The following is a 15,879-nucleotide window of genomic DNA, read 5'->3' on the forward strand; positions in this document are numbered from 1 at the left end:
CAATTCCAACCAGAGAGGACTGAATACAATATGACATTCCAGCAACTCATCGACGATCTCAAGGCGACCAGCGGCATCATCCGATCGCGGGCCGCCGCCGACCTGGGAAAACTCGGCGACGCCCGCGCCGCCGCCCCCCTTCTGGACGCCCTGGCCGACGCCAACCCGTCGGTACGCAGCAACGCCGCCTTCTCCCTCGGGGAAATCGGCGCCGCTCAGGCGACGCCGGCGCTGATCGGCCTGCTCCAGGATCCCGACGAATTCGTGCGCAAGAGCGCCGCCAAGAGCCTGGGATTGCTCGGCGACCCGTCCGCCCGCATCCCCCTCAGCGCCGCCGCCGACGACCCGTCCCCCGTGGTGCGGCGCAACGCCCTGCGCAGCCTCGAGATGCTCCGCACCCCCTGAAGCCCCGCGCAGCGCCCTCCTTCCCCTTGTAGCCCCCCTGCATCTCGAAAGGGAAATGCGCTATAATGGCTCCAGGCACGGTCAAGGAGGCGACAATGAAGCCAACGGAAGAATGCCAGACCCCCCGTTCTCACGATATGCACCTGTGCAAACTTCTCAGGAAGGGACTGATGGAAGAGCTCGACCGACGTTCCAGCCGGCCGACGGTGATCTGCAGCAAATGCGGCGCCAGGGCCAATGCCGGTCGCGACCTCTGCCAGCCCCGGCCCCTGTAGCCGCCAGCCCAGCACCCACTTCCAAGGGAGCAGACCTTCCCCCCGGAGAGCGGTACCCCATGAGCGAACCCCAGCAGGTCCTGATCGATTGCGAGGAAGCCCGAGTACGGATCATGACGCTCCAGGGAAAAGAGGAGGTCCCCTGGCATACCCACAGCGCCGTCACCGACAATATTTTTTGCCTCGAGGGGCGCATCGGCATCGACCTCCTCGACCCGCCGCAAAACGTGACGCTCCACCCCGGCGACCGTTGCGAGATCGCCTGCCGGCGACCGCACCGGGTGGCAAACCCCGGCAAGGAGCGGGCAAGGTACCTCCTCGTGCAAGGGGGAGGGCGCTACGATTTCATCGCCGTCGCCCGCTAATCCCCCTCCTCCGAAGCCCTCCACGACGTCTTCCCTTTTTCCCGAAAAACCCCCGCAGGAAGCCTTCCCATCCTCCGAAAGTCAATTTCTTGACGCGTCGTCCCGACGGCGGTACGCCCCCTGCTGCGCCGCAGCCAGACCCCTCAGAGCCAGTTGGCCATGATCACTCCGCAGCCGATGCGGCTGACGGACTCGTCGTAGTCGGAGAGACTTTCTCCATAGCCGTTGAAAAACTGCAGGTAGCCGTCCATTTTTTTGATCAGGGGAAAGCTATAGTCGATCTGGATTGCGCCGCGGTTGTCGGCGCGGAGGTTGTTGCGGAGCATCAGCCCCAGCCATTGGGTGCGCCAGGAATAGACGGCATAGAACTCGCCGAAGCCAAGATAGGCATCGATATCCGGATTGTCATCGTCCTCAAGGGACTCGGGGATCCGATACCAGGGCTTGAGGGCAAAGTAGAGGTTGCCCCGTTCGAAGGCGAGCAGCGCGAAGATCCTGTTCCAACTGCGGGAATAGGGTTCGCTCCGACCGTTGGACTGATGCACCACCCCGAAGGAGACGATGCGGTTGCGCGCCCCGAGGACATCGAAATCGGTGTCGAAGGAGAGAAAGAGCTCGGGTTCGTAGTTGGTTTCGCGAAAGGGGGCCGAACGGTTGGAATTGTAGGCCTGCCAAAAAGATTGCTGGCTGTAGCCGCCGAAAAGCGTCCCCCGCCTGGAAAAGATCCCTTCCCAGAGAGGCATCTTGAGACTCAGTTGAAACTTGACCTCGGCGTGATTGATGCCGTCGCCGAGTTCCTCCGAGTCTCCCCGGTTGGGCGAAAAATTGTAGCTGACGGGGAGAAGATAGTTCTGCTTGTGGGGGAGAATGGCAAAACGGTTGCCGGAGACATGACGTTCCAGTTTGCTCCGTTTTTCGATGGCCGATTCGTCCCCTGGAGCGGTCGCGGCGACGGCCACCCCTCCCGTCTCCTGAGCCGCGGCAGGATCGGCAATCTGCAGCAGCCCGAAAACGAGAAAAAGGACCGGCCCCAGCGAATACAAACGTCGCAGTTTCATCTAAACTCTCCCCCCCAGGTCATTATTGGCAGCGTGACCACGGGGAGGATAGCATGTTTTCCGACGATCCGGCTACACCTTCACAGGGTCAGCAGAACCGCGCCGCGCTGCGGATGATCTCCCCCCTCGCAGACCAGGACCGTGCCGGCGGCGGGATGTCGGAAATCGAGACGCGCACAGCCGAGGACCAGCGCGACGGGGAGAGCCGCGGCGCCGAGCTCACCCAAAACGAGGGAAGGGTGCAGCTCCGCGGGACGGACGACCGACGCCGACGAGGGAGCCCAGAGGCGCTGCGTCACCTGGTGCCATTCTAAAGGACCGGAGGTCTCGGCTCCGAAGGGAAGGACGACGACCGCAAGATCGGCGGCAGCCCTCTTCGCCTCGGCCAGGGCTGCCTCGATGGCCGCATGAAGTCCGGTCATGGGGTGACTGTCGGCCTCCCCGGGATGGGGTTCGGGGGCGTGCCCCGCCCCGGCGATCCGCGCCCGACCCGGGGTCCCGGCGCCCCCTCCCTGAAGCAGCAGATAGGCCGCCCCCTCGCCGGGGAAAAGCCCGGCGGCTGCGACCGTCGCGATCCGCCCCTTTCCGATGAGGGTGCCGCAGGTCCCAACATCGACCAGCGAGTCGGCCCCCCCGAAGAGGACCGCCTCCCACCTCCCCCCGGCCAGCGCCTGACCGATCTCCTTAAGACGTACCACTGCACCCGCTTCGGCCTCGGCAAAACGGAAACTCGCCTGCACCAATCCCGGATGAAGGGTCCGCAGGGCCCCTTCCAGCGCCGACGTCTCAAGGGCCCTGCCGCGAGGACTCGAAGGGGGAGGAAGGAGGGTAAGGACCAGAACCCGGCTCCAGTCCGTCCCTTCGGAGAGGGCGAAGAGCGCCTGCCCCAGGGCTGCCTCGGCGAGGCAGGTGATCCTCCCGCCAGGCGAATCGAGTCCCTCCAGTTCCGGAATCGGTGCCCGCAGAACCGGCGACTCGCCCCCTTGACCGGAGGCCGCTGCGGTGAGGGAGGAGCTCGGCAGGGCGCCGCTCAGGGAGGTCCCCACCGCACCGAGGAGGGCGAAGGGCTGGTTGCCGGAGAGACAAGAGAGACCGAGGGCGCCGATCCGGATGTCGGGAACCGGATCGAACCCTTCGGAGAGCCGGGAGGGACAGGACGGGGCTTCCCCCGAATCGGGACACAGGGTTTTGGACCACTTCATGGAAGCACCTCGGCATCGGGCTCACGAACCAACACCCACCCCCCGGCCGGGGCCTTGAGGCTGAAGGGGATGGCCGCCCGAAAGAGCAGGAAGAGTTGCCGTCGGTCACCGTCGACAAGGAGGGTGTCGCACACCGCCGTCAGTCTTTGCCGGGTCTCCCCCGCCGCCAGGGTGAGCTGCGGCCGCAGCCGCGGCAGTTCAAGGCGCACCCCTTCCGGCGCCGAGGCACCCTCGATGAGCCCCTTGAGGCTCAGGGCTTCCCCGCCGGAAAATGGACGGTCAAAACGCTGGTCCAGAGGAGCGGCGTTGTACATGTCGGCAGGGGCGTTGGCGGCAAAGGGGGAGCCGGCGCGGGCCGCGGCCTCCAGATCGAGGGCCGCGGAGACCCGACTGCGCGGTTCCCAGAAAGGAGCGATGGGACCGAATCCGGCCGGCTGGGGTCGACTGCCGGGAGAGGCGATGAATTTGGGGCCGCTTTCGATCTGCGGCAGTTCCAGCCCCTTGAGCCGCCACCCCTTGCCACTGTACCCCTTCCCCACGGGGTTGGCGGAAAAGACCATCTTTTCGTCGTGCCGGTCGCAGCCGCCAAACGCGTGTTCATAGCACAAAGGGAGGTTCAGGAGCGGCTGCGGGGCGCTGACCACCGGCCTGAGGAGGCTCAATTCCCAGCGGCGCTCGCCGAAAACGGCGAGAGTCTTTTTCCAATAGCAACCGTCAGACAGGCGCAGCCCTACTTCGATTTCCGTGCCGGTATTCCCCGGGCGCAGGGGACGGGCGGTGCCGGAAAGAAGGAGTTCGGCGCCGGCCTTGAAGGGGACCGTCTCGCAGGCTGCCGCCAGGCTCGATCGATCCGCCGCGCCGCGGTAGCGATCTGCCTCCTCGATGGGTGGCAAAGCGAGAGGGGCGAGCCGTCCGCGCGCGTCGAAGGAAAAGCCTGCCTTGACGACAAGGGTGAGTTGCCGCTGCCGATCCCGGCTCCACCCGGGGTAGAGGCCAGCGGCCCAGGGGGTAGGATTGTCGAGTTCAAACATGGCAGGACACTCCGGGGGGCTGCTGTTTAACGGCCCTTAAGGGCGCCTGATTCAGGGCTTCCTGAAGAGCCACCCTCCGCCGGGCCTGCTCGGCGTTGGCAGAAAGTCCCAGGGGACGCCCGAGCTGCAGGGCGAGGAGGTCGAGGATGTCGCGCCCGGCCGTACCGCTCGTTTTCCCGGCCAGATCGGCCAGGTGCGCGGTGCTCATCGCCGCACCGCCGATCCAGCGTCCGGCCCCTTCCTTGCGGTGCTCTTCCCACCAGCGGATTGCGGCCAGGGGATCGGGGATGGTGGCGGCGTTCTCCCCGGGATTCTCGTCCCCCACCAGGCGCAGGCGGGGGACGAGGGGGAGGGGGGATCCGGTGAGATGCGGCCAGACCCTGGCGACAGCCGTCCTCGCCGGTGGATGCTTGAGTGCTTCAAGGAGAATTTCGACCGCCCCGGCTCTGCCGTGCAGGGCCAGAAGTCCGGCGCCTTGCGCGGGATCGGTCTCGAAGTGACGGCGCAGCACCGGCAAGAAATCGGCATCCCCTCCCAGAGCGGCCAGCCGCAGCAAGGCTTCATCCCCGGCGCCGGTTTCCCGCTCGATGGCGCGGCGCAGGGCCCGGCTGGCCTCCCGCTCGCCGCGCACCATCCCACCCCACAGGGCGGGGACCAGCAGCGTTTTGGGAATCTTTGGGGCCGCAGCCCCGCCAAGAAGCGGTTGGTAGAAGGAACGAAAAATTTCCGGGCCGACCGCCGGGGCTTCCGCAGCATATTCCAGAGCGGCTTGCTGAAGGTCGACACCCCCCCGCCGCAGCTCATCCCTGGCGACAAGCGCCGCCGGAACGACAACGCCCTGCTCACGCCACAGCCGGAAGAGGGTCGGACGCAGCCCTTCGTGGCCGCGGTAGAGATCGAGAAGGGCCTCCTGCGCCTCCGGAGGAGCAACAAGCGCCAGAGCGGCAAAGGCCCCCTCCCCCTGCGCCCCCCCCTCGGCAAGAAAAGCACAGGCCGCTTCCACCCCTGCGATGCGCTGTCCCTCCAGGGGGGAATCGAGCCGGGCCGCCAGGTGAACGAAGGTCTCCGGCCCCTTCTCCGGCGGCGGGTCTTCGTCGCCGCACCGGGACAGGACATGGAGGTGCAGCCGCAGCCGTCGCTCGAGGCGTCCGAGGGGGACCGCGGCGGTTGCGTCCTGGGCCAGCCACCCCTGGCGCTGGCGAAAGAGGGCGACGGCCGAATCCCGGTGCAACCGGGCAAAGGGAACGTACATGGTGGGTCCTTTTCGACAGGCGAGCCACCGTCGGCGGCAATTTTTACCCTGTTTCTCTTCACTGCTGAACGTTGGTAGCCTCCGACGTCACTTCAGCGTCGGCGGAAGGACTGCGGAGAAACTTCCCCGGCGGTGCGTTGTCGTTATCGCCGCCGACTCCGGTTCCTCGGGCGGCTCGACGATCCCGAGGAGGCGCAGGCGCTTCAGCAGCTTCTGGCCCCCCGAAGAGGCGAAAAACGCCCGGACATTCCCGGCCCGCTCCGACTGAAGCCCGGGGATGGCGGACAGTTCTTCCACTCCGGCGGCGGCCAGATATTCCAGGTTGGGAAAATGGCTCCCGAGTCGCTCGGCGTTTGCCGGGCCGATCCCGGGGATGCCGATGGCACGGATTAACCTGGATACGGGGGGCCGGCGGGCCGCCGCCAGAGACTCGGAAACCTGCCGGGCCGAATCGGCACCGAATCCGGGGAGAAAGGCGAGATCGCTCTCCTGCAGCTCGAAAAATGAGGGGAGATCGGTGACGCGTCCCGCCTCGATCAGCGTGCGCAGCCGTCCGGCGCCGAGCCCGGGAATATCAAGTCCCTTATTCGATACAAAATGAAGAGCCCGCGCCAGGAACTGCTCCCGGCACTGCGGCGAATCGCTCAGGCAGGCGTCGATGGCCGGGGCCTCCGTCAGAAGATCCAGCGGCCCCGGAGGATGGGGCCCACGACTCACCACCTCGATGATCTGGGGAATCACATCCCCCATCAGGGCCACGATGACCTCGGCTCCCGCGCTGACCCCGAGGCGGACCATTTCCGCTTCACTGTGCAGCGACGCCCGGGCGACGCTGATGCCGCCGAGGGTCACCGGCGCCACCTCGGCCACCGGCGTGCGTCGGCCGGTGCGGCCGGTGCTCCAGTCGATCCCCACCACCGTCGTCCGCACTGTCGCCGGAGGGAATTTCCAGGCGGCCGCCCAGGAGGGGGCCCGCCTTCCCTCGCCGAGTTTCTTCTGCAGGGAGAGGCTGTCGGCCTTGACGACGATGCCGTCGATAGCAAAGGGCTGCTCGGACCGATGGATGAGATAATGGCGATAGACGGCCCGAATCTCCTCCAGATTTCTCGCCGTGCGGCTCTCTGCGGCTGCAACGGGGAAGCCCCAGGCTGCCAGGCGTTGCAGCGCCTGCCTTTCGGACTCCAGAGTCCGGCCGAGGGAGAGGGGATTGACCAACTGGTAGGGAAAGAAGCGTAGCGCCGCCAGGGCCCAGGGATCCGGATTGCCGGTCCGCAGGGTCGCCGCCGCCAGGTACCGCGGGGTAGAGTACCACTCCTCCTGCGTTTTCCCGGCCTGCGCCGCAGCGAACAAAGGGAGATCGGCGTAGACTTCGCCCCGCACCGCCAACCGCTCCGGGAAAGGGGGGATCAGCTGCCGGGGAATCCCCTGGACGCGGCCGGCGCGCTCCGTCACATCCTCTCCGGAGAGGCCGTCCCCCCGCGTCGCCGCCGAAACCAGCCGCCCCTTTTTGTAGAGGAGTTCCACGGGGAGTCCGTCGACCTTCGGCTGCACCAGGAGCGGCTCGCCGATGCGATGTTGAGCCAGACGCCGCAACAGCGCCTCGACCGCCTCGCTGCCGACGGTCGAGTTCAGACTGAGCATCGGCCCCTCGTGGGCAACGGTCAGCTTCTCCTTGTCGCTGCTGCCGACCCCGGCGGTCGGCGAGGCCGGGTCCGCCAGTTCGGGGAAGCATCCTTCGAGACGAAGGAGTTCGCCCAGGAGCCGGTCGTAGGCCGCATCGCTGACGACCGGCCGCGCCCCACGGTAATAGAGGTCATCGTGATACCTTATTTCACCACCGAGATCGGCCATCCGCTTTTTGGCGACGACAGGTACAAGTTCGGGACAGCCGGCGGAAGCGCCGACCGCCGATGACATCCCCGGGAGGAGAACGAACAGGAAACAAAGACAGAGATTACGACACATACCTCCCTCCAAAATGATCAAAAATGCCACAGGTTCGGACTCCCGAAATTTTAGAACAGGCAAAATTCGGCAACTTTCTCACAAGCCCTCAAAATCACCGTGCGTAGCCAAAACAAAAGGAAGTTTTCTTTCTCCGCGACCCAACTTTCCCTCCTCTACTTTAAGGGCTCTTCCATCATAAATTTACTTGGGCGACTCACCGTAAGCGTTCACATCTTCTTGCCCTGGACGAAGGCAGATAAGGACATTGCGTCCCACAACACCAATAAAGGCTAGAATGGCACAAAGAAACAAAGGGAAAAACCATGCAGGAAACGTGGTGTTACCACCACCAACGCCGGCAGCTAGACCAATTACGAGAAAAAAACAAATTATTACAAACAGAATGATTGATATAATTGTTGTGACAAATATAGATTTCCCGCTAAGTCCAATATCATGAAATCTTTTTATCGTAATTATACTTGGTGCAGCAATCCAATAAATTGGCAACCATAAAATCAAAAAAACAAATGAATTGTCTGTATCTGGAAGCAGTAAAACAAGTGCAACAGTCACTGCTATACTTACATAAAAGAAAACAAGATAGTTTTTGCGGCTTGTTCTTCCATGTATTGACGTCAAACTAAGCATCTTTCCAAAAACTGTTTTTATATTCATTGACTCCTCCACGACTATATTAGTAAATGGTTAAACTGAAGGCTTTCTGAGATTCCTGACCCCTGTTGTGGACCCTGTTTCGTGAATAATGGAGAGTTGACCCCAATATCGATTCCTTACTTAAAAACCTCAAAATCTCCGCGCTGTTCAACCACCGCAAAATCCTCGGGTGGGACTTCTGGTTCTTGTGACACTGTCATATCGGGTAGTGGCGCAGGATTTTCGGTGGATGGACCCTCGCCGTAGCCAGAAGGCTGCCAGCCCATTGCCCGCGCCTGTTGGTAGCTTGCTCCCCAGGGGTAAGCGGCGGCGCTCTTCACCGACGCCATTTTCATCTTTCTGGCCTGATCGACGGGTGTCTTCTTCCAGTAATCTGCGGGACGGTTGTGCTCTTTGTCGTAGGCGGCAGTCACCGGATCACGCGACCGGAAGGGCTCCATGCGCGGGGTGTCGGGTAGCGGCTGGGATATATCCATGTATTGCTGCCAGTATTCCCAGGCCAGATAGACCTGCCAGGGCTCGGTCATATTGGGCGGATACTGCACTCGGGCCTCGCTGTAACGGTGGCCAAGCTGCAGATAGAATTCACTGCTGCCGGTGGGGTTGGTTCCGGCGGTCAGATAGGGATCGAATTCATCAAACGGAAGTTCCAGCAGCCCCCTTTTTTTCTGCGGGATGGAGATCATCCCGGTGCGCCGGTTGATCAGGACGTTATTTTTGTCTTTGACTAGATCGTAGCGAAGGATGAGCTTGCCGATAGCATAGATAGAAAATGCAGGGACGAGCAAATAGCTACATCCTTTAATTGCTTCAAAAAAACCTACACCTCCGATTAATATCATTGTGACAAGGCCAGGTAAGCCCCCGAACACAATGAAAAGACCCACCACTGCAGTCACTACCGTCACCACAGCACGGGGATTACCAAAGGTCTGCCAGGGTTGGGCTTCGTGCCCGGCGGCTTCTAACTGTTTACGGACCTCGGCACTGTCCTCGTTCAGAAGTTCGATGACTTCGGCATCATCCTCGGCCAGGCATTCACGACAATGAATGCCGTTAGTGTTCAACGGCATCACGCGCAGCTTGCGGGTCGTCATCCCAAACTGCAGATTGTTACCCGAGGCAAAGGTGCGCGGGGAGGTACTGTCATAGGCGGTGTCGGCGTAATACTGATTTTTCATCCTGATTGTCCTTGTTTGTTCATTCGTTACAACTTTGCATAGACCCAGCCAGGCACGGTATCAATAATCTTGGCACCGTTCTCTTTAGCTTGCAGGCTTGCTTGTTGTGAAGCGGTGGCAGGGCCGATCGGGCCATGACTGGCCAGCATGCCAATGTTTAGAGAGGTATGGCAAGAGAGCATATCGGTACTCTTGCTTGTTTGCCCCTGTGAATATTGCGGCAAAACAATCCTATCTTTAGTGATATGACGGGCACAGGAGCGCCAGCGGAGAGGGTGCGAACTCGGTGCGCGGTACCGGTAGCGAACTCCGATAATTTGTTGGCTTTGTTCGTCGGCATAGAGCTGCTCAATAAGATACGGGGTTTGACTTTTCTGCTCACCACTCAACCGAGCGAGTGTGGGTTGATGTCCGCGTATGTCAACCTCTCCTTCTTCGAAGGTTGCGCGCACGTCAAGATTGCTGAGGTCGGGTTCAAAGCCGGGGGCGATAACCTCAACCACGATATCCGGAATCAAATTGCCCTGCTCGTTTCTGCTTCCGGTTGATGTATCCTTTTCCATGGTCATGGAGGGACGCATGAACATCCCCATAAAATGTTCAAGCATTTCTTGCGGCGTTTTTTGGGAGAATTCGTGGGTCATCCGAGTTTCTTGATCCACGCTAAAGAGACCATGCTTGGCCCATTTTTCCATGTCGGTGTCCGTGAAGGCATAGGCTAAAACACTGCCGAGGATGGCAACCCCCATAAAAGCCCAGCCGTAAGGGCCAAGGAAGGCCAGCATGGTAACGCCGCTGGAGCCCAGACCCGCCAGCGCCAACCCGAGCGTACCCGCCATTGCGATTCCATGCCCCAGCGCCGCATCGTCATCATCGTGCTGAATACTATCAATCATCTCCCAGGCCGACATAACTGCGCCGAGACCTGCTACCCCTGCTCCGGCCGCGCCAAAGATTTTGATCTCCTTGCTAAAGATTTTTATGCTGCCTTTGACTATTCTGCTGCCCATCCTGCCCGTTTTGCCGTAGTTGGCAAGCTTGTTGGCGACAGCCTCTTCGCCACCAATCTTAATTGCCGCGTCCGTGGAGGCATAAGCGAGGGAAAAAAAGCCCGTCAGAATTCTTGAGGACTTCCTGGCGACACTCTCTTTGCTTGCAATTGCTGCATTAGTTGTAGAGATCAGGTTCCACCCCTCCAACACCGCGACCAACGGCGGCAGGGTTCTGCTGAGACCGCGCAGCGCTTTAATTTGCGTACCGACAGCTGAACTGCTAACAGCATCGGGGTTATGATATTTGACGACATAGGGTGAGGTCTCAGGCACGACGACGAGATCAGCGTGCGTGCGGACAATATTAACCCGGTTGCCGGTTTTACAGGACTGACCCCAGAGGTCGGTCCAATCCTGATTGGACACTTTAGGTGAGGCACCCTTGAAGTTACCCAGATCGGTTATCCTTTGGCTCCCGATCACCTTTCTGGTGCGAGAATCAACGATGTTTATAGAATCTACCGCCAGCTTTTCTGCAACTGAAGTGGCCGCCCTGCGCTGATGACGATTGAGAACCTTCATGATCCGCAGCTTGCCGTCGATGACGACCTGTCCGCCCAGATCACTGCCAGCCTTGGCGATGTGCATGCCAGCAAGTTCGGGAATCTTCGCCCCTTTGACAAGGCGAAGTAGCGGTTCGATTTTAACTGTAGAGCTGTTTTTTAGGGCCAGCTGCCACTGCTTTTGAAAACTGGACAAGATATCGGCGACAATTTTTTCGCTTTGAGCCAAGGTGTTTTTGAGATTACTGGCTGCCCCTCTGGGGGGCCGTCGAGAAGCGGCAATCGCAGTCGCAAAACAGGCCGGGCGGAAATTTTCACTGTTTCGGGCCGACTCACTCTGCTGATCGTGGTTCAGATCTAAATCCATCTCCGCCGTATAGATGTCGACCTGCTCGGCACTTGGAAACAGGATGCTATGCAGGGGGTGCGCAGGTTCAAGCAGGCTATCCAAGAAGCGGTGACCGGGGTCATCTTCAAGCTTGGGACGCTCTGCCGCAACAAGCGAAGCGATGTCGTGAGAAGAATCGAGCACGCTAGGATCGTGATTGAGAAAACAGATTAGCTCCTTAACCTTGTCCCAAAAAAGAATAAAAGCGGCGCCTTCCTGGCTGGAAAAGTCGCGCAATGCGGCGTTTATATCGACAAAATCAGGATATTCGGTTTTAAGGTCTCGGCCATTGAATTTACCCTCAAGAAACTCAACATAGATGCGCTTAATCTCCCTGATCTGGGCACGCAATTCTTTACGTTTTTGTACCGCAAGGATCTCCTCAAGGTAGATCCTGTCAATTTCGTTTGCAGCTTGGCCAATCGGGGTATCGAACTCTTTGGTTGTCACCACCCCCTTGACGAGAAATTTCCGGCTGCGCTTAGAGAGTTGGGGATCGAAGAAGGTTCGGTAGGTCATAACCGCAGAACGATAATATGCCTGTTTGTCCGCCAGGGAGAAACCTTTGATTTCCTCCCGTCCTTCGATCGGCTTTAGCTCTGGCAGCCCTTTGATTATTCCTGCCAAGTCTCCTTCGACGGTAAAAAAGGCATCGATATATCTTTCCGCCACCCCCAGCGGGTCATGCAGATAGACAACCGGAACCTTCTCCCTGCGCAACAGACTCAAATGGTACAACTGCGGCGCCTCCTCGACATTCTTGACGACCGCGTCGTTGCCCGCAGGAGTGTTACGCGCAAAGTTGTTTTCATACCCCGCCAGGGGGATGCGCTGCAGCCGCTCCCCCTGCAGTTCGGCATCCTCGGCGACTTTCTGCACCCGGACCCAGCTCCATTGCACCTCTGAGTAGGCCATGAGGATCTCCTGCTCGACGTTAAAGACCTTGTAGGGAAGAAGAATGCGGCTGTCGGGAGACCCGGTGGCCCGGCGCAGATCCTTTCCATCCATCTTCCCCAGGTGGACGTCACTGAAATACCCTGCATCGTCCACAGCCAGCTCCCGCCACAGCTGCATAGGGCCCTCCTCCCCGACCTCGCGGCGAAAGACGTAGACCCAGCCGGGGCGGAGCTTGTCGGCCTCCTCCTCGTCGCACTCGGCGGTGGTGTAGCGGAGCGGCACGACCGGCACCAGGACATTGGCCCCCCTGGTCGCCTCCCCCTTTTTTTCCGGCTCGACGGTCCCCAGAGTAAGGTTGTTCCAGCCGAACTCGGCATCCTTAAGCTTGAGCCAGACCATCTTTTTCCCGGGGCTGACGGAAAAAAGGAGCTCCCGGCTCCCTTCTTTCTGCTCTCCGGAGCCGACCGGTTTAACGACGATCTCCCTGGGATCGATCTTCTGGGCGGACTCGCTCATCCCTCTTCTCCCTCGGTTCCTTGCGGCTCGGGGGCGGACTCCAGCATCCCCTTGAGCCGTTGCGGATTGAAGCCGGCGACCTCCCAGCCGATGACATCCGGCGCTTCGCTCGCCTGGCGCTCCTGCGCACCCTCCAGCGCTCCCTGCGGCGGCGCCCCGGCGCCGGGCTGCATCAGCGGCATCGGTGCGGTGTTGCCGTTGTTGGAGGTCATCAGGTCGAAGGCGCGCACGGCGGCGACCCCTTCGAAATAGACATTGCCTGATGCGGTGATGAACTCGGCCTTCCCCTGGATGGTGCCGGAGATGAGCCCCTTCCTGTTCCCCGCCTCGTCGCCGGCGCTCCTGGCAAAGGTCGAGTCCCTGTGGCAGGCGGGCTTACCGTCGATGAGGACGCTGCTGGCGGTGCCGTCGGCGTCGCTCGACCGGGCGACGTTGCTGTAGGGGATGGGGACCACCGCCTGACCGATCTGGGTGAGGCAGATGTCGACGGTGCTCAGGGTGCCTTTACTACCGGCATGGACGGCGGTGCGGCCGTTGATGAGGACGTTGCCCATAAAATGCCCCGGTATCAGTTGAGTTCGATGGTGGAGCCCTGCAGGCGCTGTAGCCCCGAGGCGATGCTGGCAATCTCCCGGCCGTCGAGTCGGATACGGCCGTCGGCGTCGAGCTCGATGCGGCTCCCTCCCGCCTGCAGGCAGATCCCCTCCCCGGCGGCGATGAGCAGGCGCCCCTCCCGATCCTGCAGCAGGGGAGGAGGAGATTCGCCGCTCCCGCGCAGCCGTCCGATCACCAGAGGTCCTTCGGCGCTCGCCAGGAGCGCCACCCTATCCCCCTCCCGCAGCGGCGGCACGTCGCTGAAATGCCCGGCCACGGACAACGGTTCGCGCTGCCCGCAGAGGATCACCTGCAGCGCCTCTCCGCCTTCGGCGGTTACAACCTCGGCGATTCCCACCGTTCCGACGGCGAGTTTCTGTTCGTGGAGTTGCCTGACCCTGCTCTTCATGGAACCTCCCTGGCCGGGCCTCAGTTGTTGACGAGGCTCGCCCCCTTGATGCCGATGCTTTGGCCGTTGATCTCGACGCGCGGCGCATCGATGGTCAGATCCCCTTCGGCGGAGATCTCGATGGCTCCTCCCCCCTGGCCGAGGTGAATGGTCCCCCCTCCCTGACCGAGAATGCTCAGGGCTCCGGCGGCGCGGATGCTGATGTTCCCCTGGTCGGCGAGGATCTCGAGATTCCGGTTGCGAACCTCGACCGAGAACGTCTCGCCGACGTCGAGGAGGAGATTTTCTCCGGCCATGAGGGAGATCTCCCCCCCCTCGGCCTGCATGAGGATGTTCTCCCCGGCCTTGAGGAGGATATCGGTGGCCGCCTGCAGCTCGATCTCCTTGTTTTTCGTCATCAGGCGCTGGGCGTTTTCGACCGTGACAATATGATCCCCCCCCGCTTCGACCGTCTGGGTCTCCCCCGAATCGAGGAGGAGAGTTTTGGCGGCGAAGAGCTCCATCGTCCCCTCCTCGCTGGCGAGGCGCACCCGGTGCCCTTCGCTGTCGGCGTCGAGGGCAAGGAGGTTCTTCCGTTCGGCGGTGAAGAGTTCGACCTTCTCCTTTCCCCTTCGGTCGTCCATCAGCAGTTCGTTGCCGCCTTTGGTGCGCAGGATGTTTTCGCTGCTGTTGGCGCTGGTGACCGGGCTGGGGGTGTCGGGGTTGGCAAGGACGCCGAGGAGGATCGGCCGGTCGATGTCGCCGTTGATGCAGGTGAAGACCACCTCGGTGCCGGGGTGAAGGGGAAAGTGCAGGCCGCAGTTGTCGCCGCCGGCCGGCTGCATCAGACGCACGGGATGGCTTGCCGACCCTTTCTGGGCGTCGCCGAGGTCGAAGTCGGCGCGAATCCGGTAGCGCCCCTGCTCGTCGAGAAAGGCGTACTCGCCGCCGCTGCTCTCGATGCGGGCGGTGTAGGTTCCGTGCAGCCGCCTCGGGATGGGGACCGGACGGTAGGCGACGCCGTCGCGGACAAGCAGCGCCTTGTTGCGGTAGGTCATCCTTCCGGGGCTGCCGCCGTAGGCGAAGGCGGCCCCCTGCTCGCCGGCGTGTTCCACATCCACCACCAGGTAGTCGCCGTTGTTGCCCGATTCCGGATGGCCGGTCAGGGTGATGCGGAGCCCGGGGGAGAGGCCTCGGCAGTCGGATTCGGCGACGAAGGTCTCCCGCTGGCAGTCGAGGGCCTGCTGGCGGATGCGGGCCAGGGCCGCCCCTTCGGCCATGTCCCTGAAGTGCTCGCCGAAGCGGTAATCGGTCCCGGCACCGGCAACGGCGGTTCCGGGAGAGCCGTAGGCCTCGAGGACGACCTCGGGGGTCTGGTCGTTGTAGTCCCGCAGCTCGACCTTTTGGCTGAGGAGCCTGGCTCTCGGGGTGAAGGCGAAGATCGTCTCTTCGTCGCGTACCGCCCCGGTCTGAAGCTGGAATCGCAACGGACCGGAGCCTAGATGCGGGAGGTCGCCGACGCCGTCGTGAAAGAGGAGCCGGCTTCCGGAGGAGCCGACCTCGAAGCGAAAGAAGATTCCGGCGCCGGCCGCCAGGCGCTTGATGAAGGCCAGATCGCTCTCGTCGAACTGGACGGTGAACTCCCGGGCGGGATGGTTCTCCTTGAGGCGCAGCTCGAAATCGCCGGCGGCAAACCCGCCGCCGAGCAGGACCTCCTCGATGATCTTCGGCGCCGTTTTGCCGAGAAAGACCCGATGCCTCCGACCCATCCCCAGAGGCGCCAGGGGGGAGGCGAACTCAACCTGATATTCGTGGCCGTTGGCCCCCGCTCCGCCATAGGCGACCTCGAGGATCACCCCGTGGATCGGGACTTCTCCCCCCGGGGCCAGGTGCAGGGCCGCCGGGCGACCGATGATATACGTCGTATCGATCGCCGAGGAGGCCAGGAGTTCGATCCGGAAACGGTAATCCCCGCCGAGGGCATGACCCTTTCCGGAGAAGGAACGGACGGAAAAGGTCTCATCGGGGATGCCGCGCACGGAGCAGGCGAACTGGCTGCGGTTGGCCGGGGCGTCGATCTTCCCTGCGGCCAGGGATGGGATATGCATGGAACGACCTCCCCAGGCGCCCGTTTCCGGGTCGCCGTC

Annotated in this window: 14 protein-coding genes; 3 read left to right on the top strand and 11 right to left on the bottom strand. The window is 61.9% G+C overall.

Annotated features, from left to right (window positions below):
• Positions 1-30: 30 nt before the first annotated feature.
• The 3 genes from DSOUD_RS15860 to DSOUD_RS15870 all read left to right on the top strand — a co-directional run bounded on the left by DSOUD_RS15860 (position 31) and on the right by DSOUD_RS15870 (position 1,045).
• On the top strand, positions 31-405 hold the full coding sequence (locus tag DSOUD_RS15860; protein WP_053551925.1) for a HEAT repeat domain-containing protein: 375 nt from the start codon (positions 31-33) through the stop codon (positions 403-405).
• Between the two features lie 95 nt (positions 406-500).
• Positions 501-680 carry a hypothetical protein gene (locus DSOUD_RS15865; RefSeq protein WP_053551926.1) on the top strand — a complete coding sequence of 60 codons (180 nt, stop codon included), beginning with the start codon at positions 501-503 and terminating at the stop codon, positions 678-680.
• Between the two features lie 59 nt (positions 681-739).
• The gene (locus tag DSOUD_RS15870) at positions 740-1,045 is read left to right on the top strand and encodes a cupin domain-containing protein (RefSeq protein WP_053551927.1); all 306 of its coding nucleotides are present in this window, start codon (positions 740-742) and stop codon (positions 1,043-1,045) included.
• 143 nt (positions 1,046-1,188) lie between these two features.
• Here the strand turns inward: DSOUD_RS15870 and DSOUD_RS15875 are convergent, their stop codons facing one another.
• The 11 genes from DSOUD_RS15875 to DSOUD_RS15920 form a co-directional block, all read right to left on the bottom strand.
• On the bottom strand, positions 1,189-2,103 hold the full coding sequence (locus DSOUD_RS15875) for a phospholipase A (protein WP_053551928.1): 915 nt from the start codon (positions 2,101-2,103) through the stop codon (positions 1,189-1,191).
• 80 nt (positions 2,104-2,183) lie between these two features.
• On the bottom strand, positions 2,184-3,305 hold the full coding sequence (locus DSOUD_RS15880; protein ID WP_053551929.1) for a hypothetical protein: 1,122 nt from the start codon (positions 3,303-3,305) through the stop codon (positions 2,184-2,186).
• Complete coding sequence (locus tag DSOUD_RS15885; protein WP_053551930.1) at positions 3,302-4,336, bottom strand: DUF2169 family type VI secretion system accessory protein; 1,035 nt, start codon at positions 4,334-4,336, stop codon at positions 3,302-3,304. The genes DSOUD_RS15880 and DSOUD_RS15885 overlap by 4 nt, the downstream gene beginning before the upstream one ends.
• Entirely contained in the window at positions 4,329-5,588 is a 1,260-nt protein-coding gene (locus tag DSOUD_RS15890) for a hypothetical protein (RefSeq protein WP_053551931.1), read from the bottom strand. Before DSOUD_RS15890 ends, DSOUD_RS15885 begins: the two co-directional genes overlap by 8 nt.
• A gap of 87 nt (positions 5,589-5,675) precedes the next feature.
• A complete protein-coding gene (ligA, locus tag DSOUD_RS15895) occupies positions 5,676-7,553 on the bottom strand; it encodes an NAD-dependent DNA ligase LigA (protein ID WP_053551932.1) in 1,878 nt (625 codons plus the stop codon).
• Between the two features lie 183 nt (positions 7,554-7,736).
• The gene (locus DSOUD_RS18050) at positions 7,737-8,213 is read right to left on the bottom strand and encodes a DUF805 domain-containing protein (protein ID WP_082351326.1); all 477 of its coding nucleotides are present in this window, start codon (positions 8,211-8,213) and stop codon (positions 7,737-7,739) included.
• 116 nt (positions 8,214-8,329) lie between these two features.
• Positions 8,330-9,394: a hypothetical protein gene (locus tag DSOUD_RS15900; RefSeq protein WP_053551933.1), complete on the bottom strand. Its 1,065-nt coding sequence runs from the start codon at positions 9,392-9,394 to the stop codon at positions 8,330-8,332.
• Positions 9,395-9,420: 26 nt separating this feature from the next.
• Positions 9,421-12,750 (bottom strand): toxin VasX, encoded by a 3,330-nt coding sequence (locus DSOUD_RS15905; RefSeq protein ID WP_053551934.1) that lies wholly within the window; start codon positions 12,748-12,750, stop codon positions 9,421-9,423.
• Positions 12,747-13,304 (bottom strand): DUF4150 domain-containing protein, encoded by a 558-nt coding sequence (locus tag DSOUD_RS15910; protein ID WP_053551935.1) that lies wholly within the window; start codon positions 13,302-13,304, stop codon positions 12,747-12,749. Before DSOUD_RS15910 ends, DSOUD_RS15905 begins: the two co-directional genes overlap by 4 nt.
• Before the next feature lie 14 nt (positions 13,305-13,318).
• On the bottom strand, positions 13,319-13,753 hold the full coding sequence (locus tag DSOUD_RS15915; RefSeq protein WP_053551936.1) for a hypothetical protein: 435 nt from the start codon (positions 13,751-13,753) through the stop codon (positions 13,319-13,321).
• 20 nt (positions 13,754-13,773) lie between these two features.
• Entirely contained in the window at positions 13,774-15,840 is a 2,067-nt protein-coding gene (locus DSOUD_RS15920) for a type VI secretion system Vgr family protein (RefSeq protein WP_053551937.1), read from the bottom strand.
• Positions 15,841-15,879: the final 39 nt, after the last annotated feature.

This window comes from Desulfuromonas soudanensis (genome assembly GCF_001278055.1).
Classification (GTDB): domain Bacteria; phylum Desulfobacterota; class Desulfuromonadia; order Desulfuromonadales; family WTL; genus Deferrimonas; species Deferrimonas soudanensis.

Bases quoted from the DNA above. Each gene is read 5' to 3' on its own strand.
- DSOUD_RS15880 (WP_053551929.1), bottom strand. From the start codon at position 3,305: ATGAAGTGGTCCAAAACCCTGTGTCCCGATTCGGGGGAAGCCCCGTCC.
- DSOUD_RS15890 (WP_053551931.1), bottom strand. From the start codon at position 5,588: ATGTACGTTCCCTTTGCCCGGTTGCACCGGGATTCGGCCGTCGCCCTC.
- DSOUD_RS18050 (WP_082351326.1), bottom strand. From the start codon at position 8,213: ATGAATATAAAAACAGTTTTTGGAAAGATGCTTAGTTTGACGTCAATA.
- DSOUD_RS15905 (WP_053551934.1), bottom strand. From the start codon at position 12,750: ATGAGCGAGTCCGCCCAGAAGATCGATCCCAGGGAGATCGTCGTTAAA.
- DSOUD_RS15870 (WP_053551927.1), top strand. From the start codon at position 740: ATGAGCGAACCCCAGCAGGTCCTGATCGATTGCGAGGAAGCCCGAGTA.
- DSOUD_RS15900 (WP_053551933.1), bottom strand. From the start codon at position 9,394: ATGAAAAATCAGTATTACGCCGACACCGCCTATGACAGTACCTCCCCG.
- DSOUD_RS15860 (WP_053551925.1), top strand. From the start codon at position 31: ATGACATTCCAGCAACTCATCGACGATCTCAAGGCGACCAGCGGCATC.
- DSOUD_RS15885 (WP_053551930.1), bottom strand. From the start codon at position 4,336: ATGTTTGAACTCGACAATCCTACCCCCTGGGCCGCTGGCCTCTACCCC.
- DSOUD_RS15915 (WP_053551936.1), bottom strand. From the start codon at position 13,753: ATGAAGAGCAGGGTCAGGCAACTCCACGAACAGAAACTCGCCGTCGGA.
- ligA (WP_053551932.1), bottom strand. From the start codon at position 7,553: ATGTGTCGTAATCTCTGTCTTTGTTTCCTGTTCGTTCTCCTCCCGGGG.
- DSOUD_RS15875 (WP_053551928.1), bottom strand. From the start codon at position 2,103: ATGAAACTGCGACGTTTGTATTCGCTGGGGCCGGTCCTTTTTCTCGTT.
- DSOUD_RS15910 (WP_053551935.1), bottom strand. From the start codon at position 13,304: ATGGGCAACGTCCTCATCAACGGCCGCACCGCCGTCCATGCCGGTAGT.
- DSOUD_RS15865 (WP_053551926.1), top strand. From the start codon at position 501: ATGAAGCCAACGGAAGAATGCCAGACCCCCCGTTCTCACGATATGCAC.
- DSOUD_RS15920 (WP_053551937.1), bottom strand. From the start codon at position 15,840: ATGCATATCCCATCCCTGGCCGCAGGGAAGATCGACGCCCCGGCCAAC.